Below are 21,690 nucleotides of genomic sequence, written 5' to 3'. Positions count from 1 at the left end.
AATTAAAAAATTAGCAATACCATTTACAAGCGTTTACCCAAACTTAACACTGAGAATTGAAGTTTAACCGCCTAATTACATAACACTAGCGACTCTGCTTTTGGGAGGCATGGGTCACTCAGGCCAAATGACATCCGACGGTTTCACGATGAACTACGGCAAAAGAATATCAGAGCCCTCATTCCTCCCCGAAAGGCTGAGGGATCCCCAGAAAATTTTCATCAGTAAGCCAGCACCATACTTCGGTAAGTGCTGGCCAACCGGCACAATATCTTTTCAGGTTGTGCTCGTCGTAGAAGTTCAGGGTTAAATCTCAGGACGTTTTCAGCCAGCGTCAGAAAAGACAATACTCTTCGTTTTTTGAGACTATTAGCCTGATACTTTAAATGAAATCCTTTATTTTCAAAATGATAACCAAGTAGCCAGAGTACGATACTGGCCAGTGTAACCAGTAGACTTAATACCAGAAAACGCTCTCCCCTCCGACTTCTGCTCGCCCGAAGGCCAAAACCAAAGCGTTCACTTTTTTCATCCCGAAAGTTTTGCTCTATCTGCATTCTTCGACTGTACAGTTTCATGATTTTTTTGGCATTAAACTCAGCTGTATTGCTGAATATTAACCATGGTTCTCTGCCTGCGGCTTTTTGTTCTTTTTCCGTTGTTGGTAAGCCCGGCCTCCCTCTGGCACGCCTGCTTTTTCTGCCTTTAGGTGAATGTTTATAAAGATAAAAATGTCCTTCACACTGCGAGCGTTTTTTCCGGGCCAGGGTTCCCGTCCCCAGGTATTTTGCCTCTGAACTCCCCCTGCACATTTTTATGTCCAGCCACTTATCTTTGTCACTATCCAGCCTGAACTTCACTACCCCCCTGATACGACCAATAAAATCCCATCCCTGTGATTTGATATGACGGAACCATGCACTTTGAAAACCAGCATCAGTAACAATAACAACACGAGTCCGGGGAGAAATGGCCCCGGAAAGCGCATCCAGAAAAGCGATTTCCACCGCCTCGTTATTTTTTTTTGACGGGAAGACCTGACTCATCAGGGGGATAGAGCGACCGTCGCAGAGGAGGCTGGCACGAAGGACATGATATTCCTGAAAAGGGTAACCGCTCCAGTCAACAGCGATAACACACCACGACAGTTTATTTGTCATCATGGATGTAATATTTTTGAATATCAGAGGGATATCATTATGAAGTCGTTTATTACCCAACAGACGGTCAACGCGTTTTATTTTATCTTTCACGCGAGCAGGACCGGGTAAATGCCGGCCAATGCTGGTAAGAGAAAGAGATGCGCCACCGACTAAAGCAGCAGCAGAATCAATAATGGCATTTTGTCGATACTGATGCGTGGAAGCTAAAGCATTACGGAAAAAAGTCTGGCATACTTTACGGGCAGGCATAGAGGTGATCTCATTGAATTTGTTAGCGCAATCAGTAGATCACAAAACTCTATGCCTGTCTTCTTTTCTGGGGATTCCTCAGCCTAAAAGGGAGCGGGCTCTGGTCTGGTGAGTATGCAGATCGTAAAGGCTATGACCATGGTGCGAGAGTGGCAGGTATGCCAGAAAGAGGATGTATTGCCTGAAACTCTAACCTGATGCAGAGACGATTATCTTGAACCTGATTTATTCAACAAAGCCGCTGGCAGAATGTTACGAAAGTTATCGCGGCCGCAGGCTGATTTGATATCGATACTATCGGTGGTACTGCGGAAGTAAATGCCTATATAGTGCGACTTTGAAAAATAATAAATTAATATTGAACTCGTTGATTAATAATCATAAACTTTCAGGCATTCATATTTGCAATGAGTGTTTAAAAATCACACAAAACTGGAGAGCCTACTTTAAATGTATAATAACAAAATCGACAGCAACAGAAAAATAAGGCATGATTGGGTTGATGCTTTAAAATTTCTCGGTATTTTTGCTATATATTTAGGTCACCTTGGGTTGGGGGCTGGCAAATTGTATCCTTTTGTTTTTAGTTATCACGTCCCACTATTCTTTTTCGCTGCTGGTTTTTTTACTATCAAAAAAAATGACTTATCTATTTTCGATTATATCAAGTCAAAGTTTTACAGATTAATGATTCCATATTTCACTTTTGCATTTTCTATATTAATAATAAACACAATTAACTCAGGTGAGACGATTGATTATATATACAACCACATTTATGATATAATATATGGTGTTAGAAATAACCAATTCGTAGGAACAATATGGTTTATAAACTGCCTTTTTGTTATAATAGCAATTGATGCAATCTTTAGAGAAATAGTCAAGAACAATATAGTGATTTTAATCATATCACTGTTATCGTTCATGTTGTCACAAACAGTGCTCAATCATAACCCATTACTAGATCCTCAATGGTTTTGGAACATAGACTCCGCTATGGCATACTGGTGGTTATTGCCTCTCGGTAGATGTATGTTTTTAGAATTAACACGTGACAGGTTTTTTGGAAAATCTAAAATTGGTTTCATTGTCTTCTCAATTACCGCTATAATGAGTGCGTATCAACTACTTAACCAGAAACCTTTACTTTTTAAGATTATCTCAATATTCAATGCAGACATAATATCAAGTAGTTATATTCAAGCTATTAATACTATTATCACCACGGTAGGCTTGATAATCTTTAATATTTTCATAGCAAAAATAATTTGTGGAAATGACTTTATTGTAAGAGCTGGAAGAAATACTCTTAACATATGTGGAATGGAGTATATCACCAAATTATTTATCCCTATGGCTTTAGCAATTATAGGCTTCAGCGTGACTATTCCAAATCCTATCTGCGCAATCATATATACCTGTATTTGTGTATATGTATCAGATAAAATTGGCCATTGGCTATCGAGGACAGTCGGTGGGCCATTTTTGATAAAATGATAAAAAGGCGCAATTAATTGCGCCTTTTTATAGATATATAGCGCATATTTATGCTCAGATTATACTGTTAAAATTAATGCGCAAATGTTACGGTTTTCTTTCCTAGCAACTGAAGGGAATGTTCGAAGTGCAAACATAAAATTACCCCTTCACTGAACAGATATTCAGTCGACCAACACATGAGAAAGAAATACACCAGATGAATTAAAATATCATATACTTATTAATCAAAGAAATAAAAGCATAAACAGTAGGTGGTGACGCTGATAAACTGGCTATAAACAACCTGGAAGGTGATGAGCTATCGCAATATAATTTATTGGTGAATTATTTGAAGCCGATTGATAACACCAGTGCTCAAAAGACTCCCCCCGGTAACCATAAGTAGCTAATATCTAGTACAGTTTCGATATCTATTATCGTTACTGCGTCGATATAGTCTAAATAGCTGCACCTAATTCTGCCACACTTGTCGTTTACAGATGGGTAATGTGTTGCGTATGGGCAACAAAACTCAAGCCAGATATAACACAACCTAGCTGAGAACGCCTTCCTGATGCTTCGCCCAGCAAGGGCTGAGCGAAAGTGGAGCACTTTTCTGCGCAGCTATTTAGGACAGTATTGAGTCATATTGTTTATGTATGAGTTAAGTTTCGTAATATCAATTAAATAAAATAAGTTGAAATCATTGTAGAAGTGAGCATTATACCCAGGCTACCTGAACCTACTGAAAAATGAGTATTATTCCAACAATTATCCTAGATTAACAAGTCTATTTATTTGGATGCATAGGCCACTCGGGTTTTACTACATTAACACGCATAAGCAGCACCCGATATTTTTTCCATGCCAGTAACAGTTTCGTTTCATCATCTGTTGCCATACCTAAATCAACCGCATCCTGAAGCGGAGCTATTACATTCGTTGCCTCTGCTATCAGTGCAGATTTCTTTTCATCATTTATTAAGGCTAATTGTTCTGGTGTTGGAGAAGGACGGTCAACAATGACAGGATGACCGTTCTCACCACAGGTAATCATTTTTGTTACACTCTGTGCATTAATCAGTGTTTTCCACTCTGATTCCGAGATTTCCACTGCATCATCAGGAATATTGGTGCCGTGAAATTCAGTCGAATAAAATCCGTTTGTCGATGCAGAATAAAAATATGACATTTTGTTAATATCCCATTGCAATGTAATACGCATCAGCAGATGAACCGTATCCTGAACCGGGCGACACAGTAATATTAAATCCAGTGTTCTGGACACTTGTCGCCGATACAGTCGGCTGCCCAGCTGCGCCAGTAACGTTCAATGTAACTACGACAGCAATTACTCTTGAGAACGTCATCGGGAACCTCATCCCGTATGTTGAAGATACATTCGGGGCACCATTCAACTGACCGCACTGTAAAATTAATCCAGACGGAAATTTTTGCGCAGCAGCCGTTACGGTATTAATTGACGCGAACAGGCTCATATCAGGTATCTGATTCGCCCCTGTACCTACATTCCTTTTAGCTGCTTCTCCCAAACCAAGGTTTTCGAGAGCCGTTTTCACCGTGCCATCCGATTTGATATCGCCAAACGGATTCTTGCGGCTTAACAGCAGCGCGCGAAGTGCGGTAAGCAACTGATCGTGCCGCCCCTTCTCCAGGCTGGCACCGGATGCCTCCACCACGCTGCAAAGCTCCTCCTGCAACATGTCAAAGTAGTCATCATCCAGATCGGTGGCAGGCGTGCCAGTCTGGGGGTTACCACAGGTAAAACCGTTCTTACCCGCGCCGAACTTATCCTTCTTCGCGGTTTTCGTGTCTATACGATGCATGGATTACTCCGGATATTTAAAAATCACATAGGTATGCGACGGGCAGAGTTTGTTAAGCACACACTCGACAACGGTGTCCCCCCAGAAGCGCAGCGCGGAATCACAGGGATCGCCACATGTCATCCAGGTGGTGTTGGTGGCGACTGGCATGTTGACCTGCCAGTAATACCGCCATTCCGGCGCATTCACCGCGTCAGTACAGGCAGATGAGCAGGTGAACGTGCTTTTGTCGTATCGCGTGATGGTAGCGTCTGGTCTGCCCAGGGCAGCAAGCTGTGCAAGGTAAAAATCCTCATTGATGCCGCCCGCCAGGTTAACCTTCGCATCCAGTCGTTGCTGACGCTGGCGAAGGGTCTGTGTCCCTGCGGGAATACATTCATCCGGCAGACCGCACAGACGCTCCCAGCGGTTTATCAGTTCAGTGGTGGTGCGCGGATCCAGCTCCCGCATCAGGGCATCCGCACGCTGATGAACGCGGGTTAATGACGGTGCCGCACCGGCAATCGCCGGATCTCTGGCTGACCACGCCGGACCGGGTGGCAACAGTGCCGACAACAGACGGATGTAATCATCGTTTGTCACGTCCATGAAATCGTCCCCAGTACCGCCAGTTCATTTTTTGCAATGGAGATATTGTCCGCCGGTGCAAGCAACTGATGGCTGTATTCCCCGTTCGCACCGGAAATCGCTTCACTGATACGTGACACCTTCAGTTCTCCCTGCGGATAACCATCACGCAGCAGGAACGAACGCAACTCGGCGGTGATGGCAGCCCGTATTTCCGGTGTGTCCGGCGTCACACGGATATGAAAATCCACTTTATGCGCCACCGGCCTGAATACATACAAATCAGAGCCTGCCACCGGGGCCAGTGGCCCGATATGTTGTCTTGCCGCCGTTTCCGTTGATTCTTCCGGAATGGGATTAATCAGGTCACTGCCGGCAATCATCACACCGACAGTCCCCGTTCCCATCCAGTGTCGGTATGTCCATGCGCGGGTAATGCCGGGCACTTCTTTAGCCCAGACGACATAGTCCCCGTCAGCCCCGCCCTGAGGCGTCCAGTAATACCGCTCAATGACGCGGGCGCGCCACGTTTCCAGCTCTTCAGTATCAAATCCGCCTGTCAGGGTATCTGCCTCGCCAGAAGACGGCAGACCATTCACCGGCGTGACCAGGATTAATGCCGTACCGTCGTCAGCGTTACCGACCGCACCTGCACTTGAGCAGGCGATCGGCACGCGCAGGACACCACCGGAGCTGGTTGCATCGGCAGTTGCCGTGTACTGAACCAGGTCATCGCGCTGAATAACACTCCCGGCGGTCACCTTCAGGCCATCACTGACACCTTCCCAGCGCATATACCCGCTGGCAGCCGTGGCCCCCTTGCGCGGACACCGTTTCATCGCAGCATGTCGCGCCAGCCAGGACTCATCGCACAGGTCAGGCAGCATGTTCATTGCCAGATAATCGATGTAACCGTAAACCGTATGCAGCGCCGCCGCATACACCTTTGCCCGCACGTCTTCATCCATGCGCCGGAGCGTGTCGCTGACGTCCAGCCTGGCGAATAAATCGTTACGGAGCATACTGATATTTTCTGCCAGCGTCGGGCGCTGAAATTCACTGTCCGCCATGCGTTATCGCACTCCACAGATCATCAAAAGAAATCATTACCGGTCCGTCACGACGCCAGAGAGTGATACTGTTACCCAGTTCATTAATCCCGGTGCGGCGGATATCCAGATCAATACGGGACACCACGCCGTCATCAATCATCCATTGCAGGCATTCGCGGATATACCCCCTTACCGTCTGCACCAGCTGATTGGTCAGTTTGCTGCGCTGAAGCAGCCACAGTCGGGAGCCGTAACGGTCATTCTGTACCGCAGGCCAGGTATCCCCCCACCATCCCATCGGGACGTCGGCGTTGTCATCAGGCTCCGCCCGCCGCCAGGTAAACAGGGAAATCACCACGGCGCGGGTCAGCGGATCCAGCGGTGCGCTGGCGCAGGTGCGTTTACCGTTCACCGTCAGCCACAGTTCCATCATGCCTCCATCGCTTTATCAGGTTTGTCGGTGTTACTGCCTTGACCGTTCTCTCTGTGACGATGCCCGTTATAGGCAAGCCGCATCGCTGACATGGTGGTGCCGCCGGAGTCGCACAGGTCTTTCACCTGTCCTGTCACTTCCAGGTCCATTTCAAAACGTGCCTTAGGCGCATTGCGAAACGTGATCGTTTTACCTGCACCGTCCACCACGATCCCCTCCCGGGTCAGCGTCACAGACTGCCCCTGATCGTCATAGACAGCCACCTCACCCGTCTGCAGCCCTTTCAGGCGGTAGCGCCGGTCCGACACCGTAACAACCACCGCATGAGAACGGTCGCCATCCGGAAACAACACCACCGCTTCCGCACCGCTGTTTGCCCTTGCGGTAAAACCGTAGGGTTCAAGATGTTCAATCCCGGCTTTGGGTTCACCGGCAATCAGGGACACATCCACGGTCTGACATTTCGTGGCGGCACTGATGCTTTTCACCACTGCCCGCCCAATCAGGCCGAGGAGTTGTCGCTGCATGGCTTCAATCGTCCTCATCAGAACGGGTCCTCCTGTACTCTTGCTTTTTTCTTTTTCCGCGCGCCGGGGGCTTCGGGTTCAGGCAGATAAGCATCAGGCGGGCCGACACGGATTTCCGTCAGGGTGCCGTTCTGGTCCTGAGTAAACGTGACTTCCGAAACAAGCAGTTCGGTATTGTCGAAACCACAGACCGGATCAAAGACAATCACCCGCTGGTTGGGCTGCCACAGCGTACCGTTACCCTGTCGCCAGCCCTGCACCACATAGGTGGTTTCATCCGTCCGCGCCGCCCGTTGCCGGGCTTCAAAGTCAGCACGCGCAATACAGCCTGCCCCCGTAGCCTGCCCTGTCTGCCTGATATACATCGGACGGTAACGGGCAATAAATGCGTCCTCTGTGCGGGCCCGCAGCGCGGTGGTGGTGGCCTCACCGAAATCATCGTCGTTTCCGGCACGCTGCCCCGCCACCTGGTAAACAGAAAACCGCTCCCGGATACTCTTCTCCGTATCACAGGAAAGGATGTTTTCCCCAAGTACCAGCGCGGTATGTGCCCGCGTTGAGCCAATACCGCCAATCACCAGCCTGCCGTGCGGGTCGTCATAAGCCAGCGCCTGCTGCTGACCGAGTATTTTGTTGATTACCTCAATCACCGTTTCACCGTGATCAGGCTGGACATCAGGAATAACACCCGACGGCGCACCGCTGTTCACCACCTCAATGCCGAAAGGCGCAGCAAGCGCCTGCGCAATCTGTACCAGCGATCGTCCGTTAAACTGTGTCGGTTCGGCTGCACAGTCAATCAGGTCAGCGGTCAGACTGCGTCCGGCAATACCGGTGCTGACCGAACGGGCATCGTAACGAACGGGCGTCGCCTCCACCCAGCCGGTGATCACCAGCTCATCACCAATCAGCACCTCCACTTTTGAACCGTTTTTAATGCGCGGCTGAAGCGTGGTGATACCCTCATCTCCCGGCCACTGGCGGGTGATCTCCACACTGAAATCCCGCGCCAGTCGTTCAACACCGGCACCGATGCGCACCGATGTCCAGCCATTCCACTCCCGGCCATTTACCCGTAGCGTGACGTTATCGTTCATTGCACTGGCACCTTCAGAGGGATCACCGGCACAAAGCCGGGATGCGTAATGGCATTACGCCGGATAATGTCCGCGTCACGCGCCGCGTTATCAAACCAGGTCGCCGCCAGCACCAGCGCGGGTAAAACCTCATCCGGCGTGCGCTGAATGATCCGTGCAGACTGTTCAAGGCGCGTGTTGATATCCGCATTCAGATCTGCTTTCACCCGGCGCAGCGCCAGAAACAGCGCATCACTGGTTGTACGGGACAACTCCTTATCAATTGCCGTATTCAGTGTGTCGCGAATGTCAGTCAGTTCTTCCCACGTCGGCAGGTCAACCGTGTTTTTCACCGCCGGTGCATTGTTCAGTGCCGGATGCGTGACGGAAGGCCAGCCAGTGCTCTGCGCGGGTGTTGTTGCCTGCCCCACTGCGGAATTCTGCATCACCGCGGAAGTTATTGGCGCAGGCAATCGGGTGACGGCATACGCCGCTTCGCTGATTGCGGTCGTACGAAGGGTGCTGGCAACCACGTTACGCTGCTGCGTCGCCGTGGCGGTGGTTTTACTGTCCGTTTTCCAGACGCCGCGCGGTTGCAGATCGCTGCCGAGGCTGACACCGGAAAGCGTTTTGATCATGGTGACCAGGTCGCTGGCGTTACCATAAAGGCGTTTCCCGGTACGCCACATTTTCTGCACCTGCTCAACGAAATTTTTGCCTGACGATGGCGGCGGCAGAAGTACCGAGATATCCCCCTGCAACAGCCTGGCGGCATCCGATACGGCAGAATCCACCACTTTCATCGCATCAGAAACATACCCCAGCATTGTGCTGGCATTACCGACGACGTCGTTCTGCACAAAATCTGCCACGCCATCGATACTGAAACCACTGAAGCTGTCACTGATGCAGTCATCCAGTGCAGAACAGGATGACATCAGCGTCTGCGCCGTCGCCGCACCTGAAGTGGGGTAAGAGAGTTCTCCTGCTTCGACAAACTTCAGGTCAAAGCGGACAATACGCCCTTCACTTTTCGATGTGCTGACCCGAACTTCCCCGTCAACACAGACTTTCAGCTCACCATATGTCGGGTGGACAAGCGTGCCGGGACCGGGTTTATTCAGCGCTTCAATCAGGCGATCGCGCTGGTCAAAGCAGTCATCTCCCACCACATAAGCCGTGATGGACGGGCGAAAAGTGATTTTCCCCAGGTCTTCGGTATAGGGTTTGTCGCGGTTCGGGTATTCATGTGTTTCCACACGGCGACCGGTTCCCGCACTTTCTTCTTCAACCTTAAACGGCACGCCGCGAAATGACGCGTCCTGAAGTCTGTCACGCCAGCCTGAAGACGACGAAAGTAATGAAGGTCGGGTGGGAAATGAGGATAAATCCATAGACTGACCTCAAAAAGGACTGCGTTATCGTGGAAAACGAAAAGGGGAATACCCCACATCGTGCGTGATTTTCATCAGGGGATCGGCTTTGCCCGGTACATCAATTATCTTCATACCTGGCGGAGCATTCTCGAACGTGACTTTCAGCTCGCTGTGCTGTGTCATGGAAGAAGATGGATTCAACAGCGGAACATTGGGTTTGTACTGGCTCAGGCTGGCCTGATACTGCTCGTACTCTTTACGATCAAAAAAAGGCGTCCAGTCTGAAGCCAGAAACAGCCCTTTATTATCCAGCCAGTTAACCGTATCTTCAGGAACAACACTTTCCAGAGTATCTTTAACCGGCTCATACATCAGGGTTCCCAAAAAACCATATACCCCGGCCTTCCCGATAAAGCCGCGGCCTTTCCCCATCAATCCCGTTTCTGCCGATACCTTCCCCAGCGTATGCATCTCTCTGGTCACTGCGGTAATGGATTTGGTAACGTCAGCAACCCATTTGGTTGCCATAAACAGGGCAATCGCTTTCAGAACAGTTTCCCATCCCCCCATCACCTGCGCCGTTTCATCCACCACGTGCCAGACTTTTTTTATGACAGGGCCTACGGTTTCCCAATTATCAATAATGAGGTAAGCGCCACCAACCAGAAGAGCAATCAGCCCCTTAGCAGGCGTCATATTCATCACACCGCCGAGAACTTTCATGATTCTGGACAAAGAGCCTGCAGCGGCCCCCACTGTCAGTAAAGCCAGACCGATTTTAGCAATGGTCTTAACGAGCTCCGGGTTTTCACGGACAAACGTTCTCACTTCCTCAAGGAGCGGTTTTACCGCTTCAAGACCATCATTAACCTCAGGAAGAAACGTTTCCCCCAGCGTGGAAGAAATGGCATCAAGTTGATTTTGCAGAAGTAAAAGCTGGTTTTCCGTCGTCGCTGCCCTCGAAGCATATTCCTTCTGCATCGAACTGCCATACTGCTGGGAATCCGCAACCCGCCTGAAGTTGGTACGCAACAAATCAAGGTTAGTCAGCAGAGGTGCTATCGCGCCCAGAGACTCTTTCCCGAACAGGGCATTCAGCACAGCTGCCTGTTTTTCTTTAGGCACTTTAGCCATCGCATCCAGTACAGACAGCATGGTGCCCCGGGCATCTTTCTGCATATCAGCAGCTAATTTCTTCGGATTGATCCGCAGAAAACGCAATGCCTGTTTCTGCGATTTTGTCGCAGAATTTCCCGCGGTCAGGGAAAGCATGAAGTTCTTGATCCCTGTGGCGGCAATTTCTGACTCCACGCCCATCCCGGCAATGGTTGCCCCCATTGCCGCGATTTCGCCGGAAGCCACACCTGCAACACCACCTAAAGGACCAATACGCGTAACAATATCGGAGATTTTCTTCGCGTTCGCCGGGCCGGTATTACCAAGGTAGTTGATTTTGTCAGCCAGCCCGGCCACTTCATCCTGCGTCATATTAAACGCAGTACGCCACTGGGCCATCATCTGCCCGGACTCTTCAGCCGTGGTATCAAAGGCCACGCCCATCTTCACCGCATCAGTGGCAAACTGCATCAGTTCATCACGTGCAATCCCGGCCTGACCGCCAGCCGCCACAATTTCCGCGATCCCGTCTGCAGACATGGGAAGCTCAGTAGACAAAGCGCGTACCTGCTCCGTCATGGCCTTAAACGCATCCGGCGTATCCAGACCGTCCACCACTTTGCGGACATCAGCCATCTTCGATTCAAGGGTGATGGCTGATTTTACAGGGAGTGCCAGTGCCCCCATTATTGCAGTACCCGCCCCGGCAGCGCCCAGAGCAAGGCTGGAGACTTCTTTCTGAAATCCCTTAAGCTGACGCTGCATACCTTTAAGCGGGCCGGACAGCCTGTCAACAGCGGTGATGATGGCTTTCAGCTGAAAATTATCAGCCATGCTTCATCTCCTCATTTATACGGACAGCCTCTGCCTCCAGATCAGCAAAGTGGGAAATAGCCGTCCGGCGAAGTTCAAGGGGGTTTAATTTCCAGAACCACGCGACATTGTAGAATCGCTTCCGGAGCTCTCTTCCGTCTCCAAGCCGGTAAAAAAACGCATTACAATCATGCCTGCCTTGAAAATATCCAGCTTCGTCATCTGCGCTGCAGACGAGCGCGGGATCCCGGCCAGAAGCGGGATATATTTCAGCGCCACCTGACTGTCCATTTTCATACCACCATCAGGCGAAACAGAGAAAGGGAACCCCAGCGCCTCAATCTCGTCATACGTAGGCTCACGTATTTCCAGCACATGCAGTGTTTCTTTGTGGGCGATGATCGGTTTTTTAAGTACAAGCTCAATCACTGGTAATCCCCTTCTTCACCGTGGAACTCAAGATCAACCGTGCCTTCTTCGGCATTATGGTTCGCTTCGCCGTGCAGCCAGGCAGACGACAATACATAGACCTGACCGTTCGCCAGCTCGGCAGTGATGGTCATCTCATCAGACGAGGTGATTTTGCTCACCGGAAAATTCTTCGGCACCTTGAAGGTCCCTTTGACATAAGGCGCACGGTGAGTTTCCTTGCGGTCCACTGAACCGTCCAGGCCGATGATGTCATCATTGACCGTCCTGTTCATGGGCACCTCAATGCCGCCGGTCAGCGATAGCTGCTGACCGTCAATTTTGAAATAACAGGTTCCCCCGATACGGGCCATTATGCAGACTCCTCTGAATACTGAAGACGGAACTGGTTAACCACGGCAAAGACACGCAACTGGTTAACATAGTCAGGCGGGAACAGCGTGTTCAGGCGGTTCGGATCGCTGGCATCACGCTCCAAAACCAGGTACTGCTTAAACAGTTCGTAGTTTTCCACGATCCCCGCTCGCTCAAGCTGACGGTAGGTTGCCAGCAGTTCCCCTTTGATCACCGCCGGGGTGACAATCGCCTGACCGGGACCAAAGCGGGTACCGTCACTGGCAAGCTTGTGACGCCCGTACTTACTGGTAATGACGGATTTCAGTTTGCGCAGTACATACGCGCTGGTATGCAGCGTCTCGCTGTCGAGGTAGCTGTTATCCGCAACCCCGTAAGCGTTTTTCCTGTACGTGGTGACATCACGCTGAATGCGCAGTACCCCGCTTTCGACATACGCCGTTGCCACGCCATGAGACAGCAGGGTCTGTTGTTCGGTCATCGTGAACCGTTTCCCCTTCGGCGCAGGCAGCATACCCACCAGCTCACCGGTCTGCGTGGGACGTGCCGGATCGTTGCGAATAAACACCGCTGCGCGGGCGGTACGGCTTGCCGCCAGCTCATCGGCAGGCGTCTGGGTGTCTTTTTCGTACCCCGCCAGGGTAATGTGCTGCTGGTTAAACTGGTCACCTGCGGTCACCAGTTCTGACAGCGTGCCGATCTTTGCCGTATACACATGACCATACAGCTGACGCGCATAGCTCCAGCGACCGCTGGTATCGTTCATCTCGGTCACCAGCGTGTTAACGGAGGCCGTGTCGTTGAACGGCAGGCCGATATAATCAAACGGCTCATCCGCCATTGCAGCCACCGCGCCAGTGAGAACAGGAGAGCCTGTTCCGGCGGTCCCCGTCGCCACGGCAATCTGTACGCCCGCAGGCAGCACTTCGCCCCCACCAAAGCCGTAGTAATTGAGGCTGACAGGAATTTCATTCCCGCAAAGCCCCTTATGACGCGCGGTCAGTGTGACCACGCCTGCCGAAGATGAAGCCGTAAACGGCAGGGTCGGAACGGCATTGATGGCATCCTGGATACTGCTGGCAATCATCGTGACGTTATCGCCGTTAGTCACCGGTGCCTGCACGCGGGTACGTCCCACATACACATTCACCGTGCCGGTTTCGGTTGCCTCCCCGGTCACCGTCAGCGTAACCGTTGCCGCCGCGCCTGTGGCTTCCGGAACGGCAATCACATACAGCTCGCCAAACGGGTCAGTCTGGCGATAAGCCTCGACCATACGCGCCAGCTGACTTCCCGCACCACAAATCTGGCGTGCATAGTCTGCCGACGGCATCAGCACCAGACTGTTGGCAACAATCTCTGCACCGTTATTGGCATGACCAATCAGCAGCGATGCTCCGCTGTCCTGTGCAGTATTCGCCGCCTGGTTATCCATTTCCGCATAAAACAGCGGAACCAGCGTATTCGACGGAATGGTGTTAAAGCTTATCGTCATCGGTGTTCACCTTTTTATTCACGCGCCGGATATCACCCGCTGCTTCACGGCGCAGCCAGTAGTTGTTCTCGTCAACATTTCGCCCTTCGGCGGGCAAAAGGTCGCCGCGGGCAGGGTCAGGCACTGACCGCCCTTTAACAGGTTTGACAAACATGAGGATCCTCAGGAAGGAAGGGTTATTTCGGTGTGATGTTCGATATCGCCGTCAGGCCCGTTACCGGGATCGAGATAATCGACATCAATCGCCAGCGTTTGCAGTTCATCCAGACTGTTCAGATCATCCTGCTGGCGGGTATCGTCTTCAGTCAGCTCGCTGATGACCGAAAAATCGAACTGATAAATCAGCTCATGACGATTCAGATCCAGCAGCGTGCCGCCGTCATAGGTAATCGGGTTACCGCACGCTTCCGGGTTCCAGCCCAGCAGGGCCTTAAAGAGCATCTGCCGGACATCGTCCACCACATCATACGAGGCAAACTGACCGCGCTCATCACGCCCGTTACTCAGTATGACAACCACGGAGAAGCCCTCTTTCAGCTCCTGCCAGTAGTCGGTCTGGCTTTTGTTTTCTCCCGGAGAGTCATCACCCGGTACCACATACGCCGCCGGGAGTCTCAGCTTTCCGACCTCCGGCAGATTTTTGAACTGTGCCGCGCCTGCCACCCGGTTTTCAAAATACGGGCAGCGGGCACGCAGCGCAGCAATAACAGGCGTCAGTTTCATCTGTGTCGTCGCTCCGGCTTCAGTGATTTACGCAATTCCCGCGCCAGAAAATAGCGTGTCCAGCTGCGGTTCTTTTCAAGAGTTTCCACCATGAAGTTATTACGTGGAGCCAGTCGCCAGCCGCTGCCACCGGATGCACCACGATGATGACTACGACGACGTTTTGCTCCTCCCCGGACACCAAAAAACAGAAACGCCGGATAGAAGTCACCAGAGATCATCCGGTTCCCCTTCCCGTTGCGCTGGTTAGGGGCAATGCGTGTCATAAAACCGGCTCGCTTTTTACTGGCTCTCGGCACCATATAACCAATCGAACGAGCCAGGCGTCCGGTCTGATAACCGGGGTTTTCACCCGGTGCCGACCGCGCACGGCGCATCACCAGCCGACGGGCATCACGCATATGACGCTGCCCAATCGTGACAAACGCCCGCCGGACACGGGCGCGGTTAAAGCGCATCTCGGCGGGCTGCTGAACATCAACGTGAAAAAAGGGAGTCGCCATTGCTGCCTCCGTGACTCTGCCTACATTCGCCCAGCTCCGTACACTCCAGCAGCAGAAAGCGCCGCGCCCCGTTCAGATCGCGCTGACGTTTCACCCGGTACACACTGTCACCGCAGACCACCTCATAATCAGCGGTGATCCTCCGGCGGTAACGAATGGTGATGTAATGGGTGATGGCGTCCCCGGTCTGCGCGGTTTCCTGCCAGGTGGTGGCACTGGTCTGGATAACCTTCGCCCATGTCCGGAACGTAACCGGGTATTGAGGCTCCACGCCAAAGTTATCCGCGGGCATATCCACCCGCAGGCGGATCAGGACGCGTTTATTCAGTTCACCCGGGTCCGGCAGAATGTAGGTTGCGCTGGTCTGCGCCTGACGAATTTTCATTGCGGAAAGTACCTGTACGGGCCGACAAGCCAGCCAAAACTCTGCGGCATGTCGAGTTTCTCCACTTCCGTAACCGACGAGCGGTTTTCGTAAAAATGGCTGATAAGCATCAGCATCCCCAGACGAATATCATCCGGCAGGTGCAGTCCGTCCGGGTCGCTGTCCGGAATGGTTTCATCCGGTGCATAGAGCTTCCGGTTCAGATACGTTTCCGTCCGCTTTTGCGCCGCACAGGCCAGCAGTTGCAGATGGCGGTCATCAGCATCGAAATCCTCATCCAGCCGGAGTTGGGCTTTAATCTCTTCCATTGTCAGAAGCATACTCAGCCCTCTTTACTGGTCGTGGCTTTTTTCTCTTTTGTCGCTTTACTGCTTTTTGCACTGGTTCCGCGCTCTGCTAACCCGGCCTGAAGTGCAATCTCCTGCACCCGGGCAGGAAGCGCCCCGTCGTCATACTCACCGGCCCGAATGACCTCAACACGCATACCGTCCGGTGACCATTTCAGATCTTGTTTCAGGATCATGATTCTTCACCCGTCAGAACAGGGGGCGCGGTTCCGCGCCCCTGAGTGATTACGCCGCTGCAATCTTCAGCAGTTTGATGGCCTGCGAATCGACCAGCATCCCGCCGGTGCGCTTGGTGGTATAAAAACCGACAAACGGTTTATTGGTGTACGGGTCACGCAGAATGCGGGTGCCGATACGGTCAACGATGGTGTAACCCCGTTTGAAGTTACCAAATGCAATGGCTTTCGCATCAGCGGCGATATCCGGCATCTGTTCGTTTTCAGCGATACCGTAACCCGCCAGAGAGGACGGCTGCCCCAGTTCCAGCCCCGGACGCCACAGATAGTTACCCTCGGTGTCTTTCAGCAGACGGATGGCAAACAGGCTGTTGTTGTTCATCATGAACTTCGCGCCGGTGCGGTGTGCCTTACGCAGCGTGTAAATCAGTTTGATAATGGCGTCTGCGGTCACCGCAGTCGCGTCGCCGGATACAATATGCTGAAGTTTGCCGAACGCCCGGACCTTATCGGTTTCATCAGTGGATTCATACGCCAGGAACCCTTTCGGCTTCTTGGTGCCATCGCCTGAGGTAAAGGCAATTTCTTCCTGTTCGGCAAATTCGGTTGCCAGCTCGCTGTTGATCCAGGCCTCCACGTTGAAAAAGGCATCGTCCAGCATTTTCTGGGTGGCCTGCGGGTTACCGTAGATTTCCCCCATGAGAGGTTCAATCAGCTCCAGTCTGGAGGTGGCAGTCTGGGATCGCGTATCCGTTTCCCCCACCCATCCGGAAGCCGTACCGCCCAGATTCACCAGTTTTTTGTAGTCGGAACCGCCAACGGTGATCACCGTGGCTTCCTGACGCATCACCACTTCATCTTTAAGCAGGTTGAGAATGTTGCGATCCAGCGCTTCCGGCACGGCATAGCCACCGTCTTCATCGGTGCCCACCTGCAATGCCTTACGCTCCAGATCGCGCAGACCGTCTTCACGGCCTTTACGCAGGAAGCACACAAACGCCTCTTTATGCTCGGTGGCCAGTTTATTTTGCGCACCACCTGCCGGACGTTTCAGCTCAAGCAGCTCTTTTTCAAGATCGCTTTTGAGGTTTTCCAGCTCGCTGAGTTTCCCGTTCAGGGTTTCCACCTGCCCGGCAAGTTTGCCTTTTTCCTGCTCAATCGCATCCACGCGCTTGTCGTTCTTTGCTTTGAAGTCGTCAAACTTCTGCTGCAGCTCCTGCGCGACCTGTTCCACATCTTTAATATCAACCGCCATCGTATTTCTCCTGATTAGAAGTTCAGATTTTTCAGTGCATTCAGTGCAGAGCCCACATCCTCAGCGTCGCGCAGGGACAGTGCGCCATAGCCCCCGGCCATGAATGCTTTGGCCTGGGTACGGGAGAGTCCGACATCACGCAGGACTCTTTCGATTTTTTTCTGTTCGGGGATTTCCCCGCGGGCCAGTGCGTTCTTGACGTCGCTGATCCGCGCCTCGTCGTTAGACGGGAACGTCACCAGGCTGACTTCCCAGAGGTCGATTTCTTTCAGCAGAAAGGCTTCTTTGCTCCGGTCGTATTCCCAGTCTTTCAGGACGTACCCAATAGAAAGGCCGGTTAACGAACCGGCCTTCATGTGTGCATGTGCGCGTTTTGCGAGGGGATCATCATCAATAAGCAACCGTCCCCTGACGTAAAGCCCGACATCGTCTTCCTTCATTTCGGTGTAAACACCGATGGGTTCATCCATGCGGTGCTGCCAGAGCAGCGCAGGTAACGCTTTTCTGTCACTCCACGCCCGCAGGGAAGCAGCAAATGCCCCGGACATCACCACATCATCGTGGCTGTCCTTTACACCAAAGACGGAGCCATACCCTTCAAACTCACCGGAGTCACTGACAGATTTCAGACTCAGCGGTACATCAAGACGTTGTTTCGTCTGCATTGGCGTTATCCTTCTGCTTACCGGCTTTACTGCCATCGGAGGGTTTCGTGGTCATGTTCATCGGTGTGAGATAGACATCACCACCGGGACGCGGATTCATATCTTCCAGGTCGCGGCAGTCATTGGGAGAGTAAATTCCCCAGTTAATCCCGGTGGCGTAGGCTTCAAAACGGGACTTCATATCCCCGCGCAGTAACGCCCCGGCGTTAAATTTGGCGTAATAAACGCCCTGCTTACTTTTTCGTACCAGTCCGGTGTTGATCCGCTGTTCGATGCGGGTCAGATACGGCACCAGTGAATAGTTGATAAATCCGAGCCCCAGTTCTTCGATATTGTTGAAGGTGGCGCGATCGGTGTTCTGCACCATGTGCAACGGTACCCGGAACAGACGACAGATTTCTTCAAGCTGAAACTTGCGGGTTTCCAGGAACTGGCTGTCCTCGGCGTTCAGCGCCATCGACTTCCAGTCCAGCCCCATCTCAAGGATCATCGGGCGGTGAGCATTGCCAAGCCCGGTGTGACGCTCCTCAAAATCTTTCTTCAGGCGCTCATAAGCCTGATCTGACAGCGTCTGCTCTGTACGCAACACACCCGACGTCACCGCGCCATTGCTGAACAGTCTGGCCCCGTGCTCTTCGGTCGCTGCCGCCAGCGATATTGCCTCGCGGGCATAGGCGATGGGATTCAGCCCCACCAGTCCGTCCAGCGTCAGCGTGCGCACATGCCAGATATCCTCCTGGCTCAGTACATCCGTGGAGCCATCCGGGAATGTGACCTGATAGACCGGCTCCCAGCTACTGTTAAGCTTCGGTACCACACAGCCGGGATCGACGGGCAGCAGTTCAGCCACTTCGCCAAATGCTTTCACTTTGTAGGCGTAAAAGTTTCCCCGCAGGCACAGACAGGTGACCACCAGCTCCCAGAACTCCTGCGGCGTCATATAGCCATTGGGATGCGTGGAGATCAGCTTATGCAGACGTTCGCCAGCGGCTCTCTGCTTCAGACTGCCGTTCAGGTGATACAGGTTGCAGGGCAACATCCCGACCGACTCCGCCAGCACCCTGACACAGGAAAAAACCGCCGTCAGTCGCATGGCCCGCTGGCTGCTGATCTGCTTTCCGGTATAGGTGTCGTAGGACAACCCGATAGCATCCGCCAGCTCTGCTGGCGTGGTCACCGGTGCGTCACTTTTTCGTTGAAATAATCCCGAAAAGAACACTATTTACCTCCGCCGACAGACGACTGTGTACGGTCGAGATATCGCGCCACCAGCCACGACCAGAACAGACACAACGCCCCGGCAACAACAAACCCCGCCGGGGGATAAATCAGCCAGGCACCATACGCCAGCAAAAGCGCCCCCAGCACGCCCACCAGAGGCGCGAGAATCAGCATGATCATAATTACCTCAGTTAAAGCGAGCGGATCCCATAGGACTCAATGTGGTCAGACAGCGTGTCTTCTTTCTCGTACAGCATGGCTCTGCCAACCGCCATAATCAGCGCAACTGCACCATCGATTTTGTTTTCCGCCTGCTCTTTGACGGGCTTCACCACATCATCGTTACCCGGAATGGTTTTGCCGACCACGTTGCCGATACACCAGGTCATGATGGGATTGCCATCATGATGAAAGCGCCCCGATTCAATTGCCGCTTCCAGCTCTTTCATCGGGTCGGACATGTTGGTGTAGTTCTGAATGATAGTGATGGGGTTCAGGTCTTCATCAGCAAGGTCATGTGACAACCCGGTCGCCCCGAAGGGGTCGATGGGTGACTCACTGACCGGGCTGATTTTGTTCGCCGCTTTGGCCTCCTCGAGGATGTAGCGATAATCCACCTCCGCACCATCGGTAACGGTCAGAACGCCCATTTCCACCCATTTCTGAAAGCGTTCGGCTGTCCGTCGATCTTCATTTTTCTCGACGCTGTACACCGTGTCATACGGTACCCAGAAACGCGGGGCCACACTGTAGTAATGCGTTTTACCGTCAATCTCGCGGGTATAAAGTCGCGCCATGCTGTTCATATCCAGCTTACGCGCCAGGTCAAAGGCCAGAATGCACGGCTGCCCCTCGAACTGCTCAAGGGTCAGTGATTTATCCTCGCAGCTCTGCCAGCTCACCAGGTTGAAATACGCCGAACGCGCCGACACCCAGATATTGAGGTGTTTTGTTTTAAAGACGTTTGCCAGACGGGCGTTATTTTTCGCACGCTGCTGCTGACTTAACAAAAATTCGCGATAAACCGACACGCCAATATTCGGGTTAGCTTTTTCCAGCACCTGCGGGTCGGTCCAGTCATCGCCTTCGTCAACGGTATAGATGATCCCGAACAGTTCATCGTTGGGTACCGACCCGTTGAGCATCTCGATAACTTCCCGTCGCTTGTCGTAGCACGGCCCCTCAATGTTGTACCCGGCAGTAGTAATGGCCCACATCAGTGGCTGACGTCGCGCCCCCATCCCGGTAAGCATCGTGGTGTAAAGCGCATCGGTGGCGTGCTCGTGATATTCATCCACCACCGCACAGTGGGGTGATGAACCATCACCGGGGTTACCGATCAGCGGTTCAAACCGCGCGCCATCCTCCGGACGATTCATGTTTGAGGCGTTAACCTCAATCCCGAACGCTTCCGTCAGCATGGGTGTGCGTTTACACATCAGTCTTGCCGGACGAAAGACTTCCCATGCCTGTTTCTCCGTCGTGGCACCGGAATACACTTCCGCGCCGAACTCGTTATCACAGGCAAAACAATACAGGGCGACACCGGCAGAGATTGCTGATTTGCCGTTCTTACGGGGGATTTCGGTATACACCTCCCGGAAGCGGCGCAGCCGGGTGCCTTTATTGACCCAGCCAAACGCACAGCAGATCACAAAGAGCTGCCACGGCTCCAGCGTGATGGGCATCCTCTTGAATGCCCACTCACCCTTGGTGTGCGGCAACAGCTGAATAAATTTGGCGGCCCGTTCAGCCAGGTCCTTGTCGAAGCGGTAACGAAACGACTTACTTTTTTCCGCCATCAGGTCATCAAGATGGCGCTGGCAGGCCTGAATCACAAACTGGCAGGCCACAATCTTTCCGCGCACGACATCCCGGGCATACTGATTGGCAGCATTTACGTTGGGGTAAGATTTCCGGCTCATGATTCGATAATTTTCAGAAACGGGTTAGTGGCTTTCTTCTGCCCCGCCAGGCCAATCAGACGCTGGCGGCTGCTGGGGTCGAGTCCGAGCATTGCCCCCGTACTGCTCATCTCGGACTCCTGTTCTTTTTTGGCGGTCAGCTCCGGATTTTTGACCATGCCGCCCATTGCACCGGTGATGGTGTTGCCCTGTCTGGCAATATTTTTCACAGCACGTCGCCAGAACTCATAGGCTACGCACCACCGCTCAAGCACTGCGAGGTCAGTCACGCACAGCAGGCCCTGACCGCAGAGTTCTTTGGTTGTCAGTTGCCACATGATCGTGGCGAGAGGGAGCTCTTCTTCAGCGAACCACTCCGGTGGCTCAACACCTTTGATGGGCGTAAAAACGGGTTCATCTTTGTTCAGGGCTCGCTTGCCGGGGTTTCCGGCCAGCGCCTTGCGCGCCGTTGGCTTGGGGCGACGCCCGGAACGCCCCGCCGTTCCAGCCATATGCGGCACTCCTGGTTAAA

Annotated in this window: 26 protein-coding genes; 1 reads left to right on the top strand and 25 read right to left on the bottom strand. The window is 52.5% G+C overall.

Translation table 11 applies throughout. The features are described from left to right. Positions 1–221 precede the first annotated feature (221 nt). Positions 222–1,412 carry an IS4-like element ISSfl9 family transposase gene (locus tag WES_RS16270; protein ID WP_016159268.1) on the bottom strand — a complete coding sequence of 397 codons (1,191 nt, stop codon included), beginning with the start codon at positions 1,410–1,412 and terminating at the stop codon, positions 222–224. A gap of 450 nt (positions 1,413–1,862) precedes the next feature. Here WES_RS16270 and WES_RS0121025 point away from each other — a divergent pair, with 450 nt between their 5' ends. Next, positions 1,863–2,912: an acyltransferase family protein gene (locus tag WES_RS0121025; protein ID WP_016159269.1), complete on the top strand. Its 1,050-nt coding sequence runs from the start codon at positions 1,863–1,865 to the stop codon at positions 2,910–2,912. Between the two features lie 772 nt (positions 2,913–3,684). On the opposite strand, the gene WES_RS16275 is transcribed toward WES_RS0121025, so the two are convergent. From WES_RS16275 to WES_RS16390, 24 genes are all read right to left on the bottom strand, one after another. Further along, positions 3,685–4,119 carry a tail fiber assembly protein gene (locus WES_RS16275; protein ID WP_001223322.1) on the bottom strand — a complete coding sequence of 145 codons (435 nt, stop codon included), beginning with the start codon at positions 4,117–4,119 and terminating at the stop codon, positions 3,685–3,687. After that, the gene (locus tag WES_RS16280) at positions 4,091–4,741 is read right to left on the bottom strand and encodes a gp53-like domain-containing protein (protein ID WP_016159270.1); all 651 of its coding nucleotides are present in this window, start codon (positions 4,739–4,741) and stop codon (positions 4,091–4,093) included. The genes WES_RS16275 and WES_RS16280 overlap by 29 nt, the downstream gene beginning before the upstream one ends. Positions 4,742–4,744: 3 nt before the next feature. Then, positions 4,745–5,329 carry a YmfQ family protein gene (locus tag WES_RS16285; protein ID WP_001579923.1) on the bottom strand — a complete coding sequence of 195 codons (585 nt, stop codon included), beginning with the start codon at positions 5,327–5,329 and terminating at the stop codon, positions 4,745–4,747. Next, complete coding sequence (locus tag WES_RS16290) at positions 5,320–6,378, bottom strand: baseplate J/gp47 family protein (RefSeq protein WP_016159271.1); 1,059 nt, start codon at positions 6,376–6,378, stop codon at positions 5,320–5,322. Before WES_RS16290 ends, WES_RS16285 begins: the two co-directional genes overlap by 10 nt. Further along, on the bottom strand, positions 6,365–6,790 hold the full coding sequence (locus tag WES_RS16295) for a phage GP46 family protein (protein WP_000424732.1): 426 nt from the start codon (positions 6,788–6,790) through the stop codon (positions 6,365–6,367). The genes WES_RS16290 and WES_RS16295 overlap by 14 nt, the downstream gene beginning before the upstream one ends. Further along, positions 6,790–7,338 carry a phage baseplate assembly protein V gene (locus WES_RS16300; protein ID WP_001259067.1) on the bottom strand — a complete coding sequence of 183 codons (549 nt, stop codon included), beginning with the start codon at positions 7,336–7,338 and terminating at the stop codon, positions 6,790–6,792. The genes WES_RS16295 and WES_RS16300 overlap by 1 nt, the downstream gene beginning before the upstream one ends. Beyond that, positions 7,338–8,417 carry a phage baseplate assembly protein gene (locus WES_RS16305; protein ID WP_000999527.1) on the bottom strand — a complete coding sequence of 360 codons (1,080 nt, stop codon included), beginning with the start codon at positions 8,415–8,417 and terminating at the stop codon, positions 7,338–7,340. The genes WES_RS16300 and WES_RS16305 overlap by 1 nt, the downstream gene beginning before the upstream one ends. Continuing rightward, positions 8,414–9,790 carry a DNA circularization protein gene (locus tag WES_RS16310; RefSeq protein WP_016159272.1) on the bottom strand — a complete coding sequence of 459 codons (1,377 nt, stop codon included), beginning with the start codon at positions 9,788–9,790 and terminating at the stop codon, positions 8,414–8,416. Before WES_RS16310 ends, WES_RS16305 begins: the two co-directional genes overlap by 4 nt. Before the next feature lie 24 nt (positions 9,791–9,814). Further along, on the bottom strand, positions 9,815–11,722 hold the full coding sequence (locus WES_RS16315; protein ID WP_016159273.1) for a phage tail tape measure protein: 1,908 nt from the start codon (positions 11,720–11,722) through the stop codon (positions 9,815–9,817). 84 nt (positions 11,723–11,806) lie between these two features. Beyond that, a complete protein-coding gene (locus WES_RS16320) occupies positions 11,807–12,130 on the bottom strand; it encodes a phage tail assembly protein (protein ID WP_000571712.1) in 324 nt (107 codons plus the stop codon). Further along, positions 12,127–12,483 carry a phage tail tube protein gene (locus WES_RS16325; RefSeq protein ID WP_000090998.1) on the bottom strand — a complete coding sequence of 119 codons (357 nt, stop codon included), beginning with the start codon at positions 12,481–12,483 and terminating at the stop codon, positions 12,127–12,129. The genes WES_RS16320 and WES_RS16325 overlap by 4 nt, the downstream gene beginning before the upstream one ends. Continuing rightward, positions 12,483–13,979 carry a phage tail sheath subtilisin-like domain-containing protein gene (locus WES_RS16330; protein WP_016159274.1) on the bottom strand — a complete coding sequence of 499 codons (1,497 nt, stop codon included), beginning with the start codon at positions 13,977–13,979 and terminating at the stop codon, positions 12,483–12,485. The genes WES_RS16325 and WES_RS16330 overlap by 1 nt, the downstream gene beginning before the upstream one ends. Next, a complete protein-coding gene (locus WES_RS16335; protein ID WP_000497751.1) occupies positions 13,963–14,133 on the bottom strand; it encodes a DUF2635 domain-containing protein in 171 nt (56 codons plus the stop codon). The genes WES_RS16330 and WES_RS16335 overlap by 17 nt, the downstream gene beginning before the upstream one ends. Positions 14,134–14,141: 8 nt before the next feature. Further along, complete coding sequence (locus tag WES_RS16340; protein ID WP_001569335.1) at positions 14,142–14,702, bottom strand: phage tail terminator protein; 561 nt, start codon at positions 14,700–14,702, stop codon at positions 14,142–14,144. Continuing rightward, complete coding sequence (locus WES_RS16345; RefSeq protein WP_000224835.1) at positions 14,699–15,205, bottom strand: hypothetical protein; 507 nt, start codon at positions 15,203–15,205, stop codon at positions 14,699–14,701. The genes WES_RS16340 and WES_RS16345 overlap by 4 nt, the downstream gene beginning before the upstream one ends. Continuing rightward, positions 15,180–15,590, bottom strand: coding sequence for a phage head closure protein (locus WES_RS16350; RefSeq protein WP_001524103.1), 411 nt, complete (start codon positions 15,588–15,590; stop codon positions 15,180–15,182). The genes WES_RS16345 and WES_RS16350 overlap by 26 nt, the downstream gene beginning before the upstream one ends. After that, on the bottom strand, positions 15,587–15,910 hold the full coding sequence (locus tag WES_RS16355) for a head-tail connector protein (RefSeq protein WP_000927711.1): 324 nt from the start codon (positions 15,908–15,910) through the stop codon (positions 15,587–15,589). The genes WES_RS16350 and WES_RS16355 overlap by 4 nt, the downstream gene beginning before the upstream one ends. A gap of 2 nt (positions 15,911–15,912) precedes the next feature. Further along, positions 15,913–16,113 (bottom strand): hypothetical protein, encoded by a 201-nt coding sequence (locus WES_RS16360; protein ID WP_000601365.1) that lies wholly within the window; start codon positions 16,111–16,113, stop codon positions 15,913–15,915. A gap of 49 nt (positions 16,114–16,162) precedes the next feature. Next, on the bottom strand, positions 16,163–17,368 hold the full coding sequence (locus tag WES_RS16365; protein ID WP_001524102.1) for a phage major capsid protein: 1,206 nt from the start codon (positions 17,366–17,368) through the stop codon (positions 16,163–16,165). A gap of 14 nt (positions 17,369–17,382) precedes the next feature. Next, complete coding sequence (locus WES_RS16370) at positions 17,383–18,033, bottom strand: HK97 family phage prohead protease (RefSeq protein ID WP_001193631.1); 651 nt, start codon at positions 18,031–18,033, stop codon at positions 17,383–17,385. Beyond that, positions 18,011–19,252 (bottom strand): phage portal protein, encoded by a 1,242-nt coding sequence (locus WES_RS16375; protein WP_001524100.1) that lies wholly within the window; start codon positions 19,250–19,252, stop codon positions 18,011–18,013. The genes WES_RS16370 and WES_RS16375 overlap by 23 nt, the downstream gene beginning before the upstream one ends. Next, on the bottom strand, positions 19,252–19,434 hold the full coding sequence (gene ymfR, locus WES_RS16380) for a protein YmfR (RefSeq protein WP_000605606.1): 183 nt from the start codon (positions 19,432–19,434) through the stop codon (positions 19,252–19,254). The genes WES_RS16375 and ymfR overlap by 1 nt, the downstream gene beginning before the upstream one ends. A gap of 11 nt (positions 19,435–19,445) precedes the next feature. Next, positions 19,446–21,179 (bottom strand): terminase large subunit, encoded by a 1,734-nt coding sequence (locus WES_RS16385; protein WP_000088159.1) that lies wholly within the window; start codon positions 21,177–21,179, stop codon positions 19,446–19,448. Further along, positions 21,176–21,670 carry a phage terminase small subunit P27 family gene (locus WES_RS16390; protein WP_000929184.1) on the bottom strand — a complete coding sequence of 165 codons (495 nt, stop codon included), beginning with the start codon at positions 21,668–21,670 and terminating at the stop codon, positions 21,176–21,178. The genes WES_RS16385 and WES_RS16390 overlap by 4 nt, the downstream gene beginning before the upstream one ends. Positions 21,671–21,690 lie beyond the last annotated feature (20 nt).

Origin of the sequence: Escherichia sp. KTE31 (genome assembly GCF_000407925.1) — a bacterium.
In the GTDB taxonomy this organism is placed as follows: Bacteria; Pseudomonadota; Gammaproteobacteria; order Enterobacterales; family Enterobacteriaceae; genus Escherichia; species Escherichia ruysiae.
Note: the sequence above shows the minus strand (reverse complement) of the source record. Positions and strands in the feature narration are given on the sequence as shown.

Excerpts from the sequence above, each read along its gene's own strand:
- WES_RS16310 (WP_016159272.1), bottom strand. The coding sequence starts at position 9,790 with ATGGATTTATCCTCATTTCCCACCCGACCTTCATTACTTTCGTCGTCT.
- WES_RS16290 (WP_016159271.1), bottom strand. The coding sequence starts at position 6,378 with ATGGCGGACAGTGAATTTCAGCGCCCGACGCTGGCAGAAAATATCAGT.
- WES_RS16270 (WP_016159268.1), bottom strand. The coding sequence starts at position 1,412 with ATGCCTGCCCGTAAAGTATGCCAGACTTTTTTCCGTAATGCTTTAGCT.
- WES_RS16280 (WP_016159270.1), bottom strand. The coding sequence starts at position 4,741 with ATGCATCGTATAGACACGAAAACCGCGAAGAAGGATAAGTTCGGCGCG.
- WES_RS16325 (WP_000090998.1), bottom strand. The coding sequence starts at position 12,483 with ATGGCCCGTATCGGGGGAACCTGTTATTTCAAAATTGACGGTCAGCAG.
- WES_RS16345 (WP_000224835.1), bottom strand. The coding sequence starts at position 15,205 with ATGGCGACTCCCTTTTTTCACGTTGATGTTCAGCAGCCCGCCGAGATG.
- WES_RS16300 (WP_001259067.1), bottom strand. The coding sequence starts at position 7,338 with ATGAGGACGATTGAAGCCATGCAGCGACAACTCCTCGGCCTGATTGGG.
- ymfR (WP_000605606.1), bottom strand. The coding sequence starts at position 19,434 with ATGATCATGCTGATTCTCGCGCCTCTGGTGGGCGTGCTGGGGGCGCTT.
- WES_RS16360 (WP_000601365.1), bottom strand. The coding sequence starts at position 16,113 with ATGATCCTGAAACAAGATCTGAAATGGTCACCGGACGGTATGCGTGTT.
- WES_RS16385 (WP_000088159.1), bottom strand. The coding sequence starts at position 21,179 with ATGAGCCGGAAATCTTACCCCAACGTAAATGCTGCCAATCAGTATGCC.
- WES_RS16335 (WP_000497751.1), bottom strand. The coding sequence starts at position 14,133 with ATGTTTGTCAAACCTGTTAAAGGGCGGTCAGTGCCTGACCCTGCCCGC.
- WES_RS16340 (WP_001569335.1), bottom strand. The coding sequence starts at position 14,702 with ATGAAACTGACGCCTGTTATTGCTGCGCTGCGTGCCCGCTGCCCGTAT.
- WES_RS16330 (WP_016159274.1), bottom strand. The coding sequence starts at position 13,979 with ATGACGATAAGCTTTAACACCATTCCGTCGAATACGCTGGTTCCGCTG.
- WES_RS16305 (WP_000999527.1), bottom strand. The coding sequence starts at position 8,417 with ATGAACGATAACGTCACGCTACGGGTAAATGGCCGGGAGTGGAATGGC.
- WES_RS16390 (WP_000929184.1), bottom strand. The coding sequence starts at position 21,670 with ATGGCTGGAACGGCGGGGCGTTCCGGGCGTCGCCCCAAGCCAACGGCG.
- WES_RS16315 (WP_016159273.1), bottom strand. The coding sequence starts at position 11,722 with ATGGCTGATAATTTTCAGCTGAAAGCCATCATCACCGCTGTTGACAGG.
- WES_RS16350 (WP_001524103.1), bottom strand. The coding sequence starts at position 15,590 with ATGAAAATTCGTCAGGCGCAGACCAGCGCAACCTACATTCTGCCGGAC.
- WES_RS16355 (WP_000927711.1), bottom strand. The coding sequence starts at position 15,910 with ATGCTTCTGACAATGGAAGAGATTAAAGCCCAACTCCGGCTGGATGAG.
- WES_RS16285 (WP_001579923.1), bottom strand. The coding sequence starts at position 5,329 with ATGGACGTGACAAACGATGATTACATCCGTCTGTTGTCGGCACTGTTG.
- WES_RS16275 (WP_001223322.1), bottom strand. The coding sequence starts at position 4,119 with ATGCGTATTACATTGCAATGGGATATTAACAAAATGTCATATTTTTAT.
- WES_RS16370 (WP_001193631.1), bottom strand. The coding sequence starts at position 18,033 with ATGCAGACGAAACAACGTCTTGATGTACCGCTGAGTCTGAAATCTGTC.
- WES_RS16295 (WP_000424732.1), bottom strand. The coding sequence starts at position 6,790 with ATGGAACTGTGGCTGACGGTGAACGGTAAACGCACCTGCGCCAGCGCA.
- WES_RS16365 (WP_001524102.1), bottom strand. The coding sequence starts at position 17,368 with ATGGCGGTTGATATTAAAGATGTGGAACAGGTCGCGCAGGAGCTGCAG.
- WES_RS0121025 (WP_016159269.1), top strand. The coding sequence starts at position 1,863 with ATGTATAATAACAAAATCGACAGCAACAGAAAAATAAGGCATGATTGG.